Source organism: Mesorhizobium sp. 128a (assembly GCF_053848025.1).
Genome location: NZ_JBSPKY010000115.1, coordinates 1 through 344, shown reverse-complemented (window position 1 = coordinate 344; position 344 = coordinate 1). Strand labels below are relative to the sequence as shown.

The 344-nt window shown below is 61.6% G+C and carries 1 protein-coding gene; it reads right to left on the bottom strand.

The genetic code is table 11. The annotated features are described in order from the left end of the window. Positions 1–344, bottom strand: a 344-nt coding sequence (locus tag ACWTU9_RS33320) for a KUP/HAK/KT family potassium transporter (RefSeq protein WP_455862033.1), incomplete at both ends; no start/stop codon positions are given.

Genomic DNA, 344 nt, shown 5'->3' with positions numbered 1-344 from the left:
GCCAGCCCGATGAACAGCTTGTCCTGCCACACCGGCATGCCGGAATTGGGTGATGCCTTGAGCGAGCGCCGCGACAGGAAGAATGACGTCGTCATGATGTCGAACTTCCAGCCCTGCTTGCGGCAGATGGCGAGCGCGCGCGGAATGTTGGGCTGTTCCATGTAGCCGAAGGTCAGCGTTACCCGCATGAACAGCTCGTTGACCGTCTCCATCTTGACGCGCTCGCTGTCGGGGACCAGCGGCTGCGGTGCGGTGACAACCGACAGGATGACATTCTGCTCGTGCAGCACCTTGTAATGCTTCAGGCTGTGCATCAGCGCCGTCGGCGCGCTTTGCGGATCGCT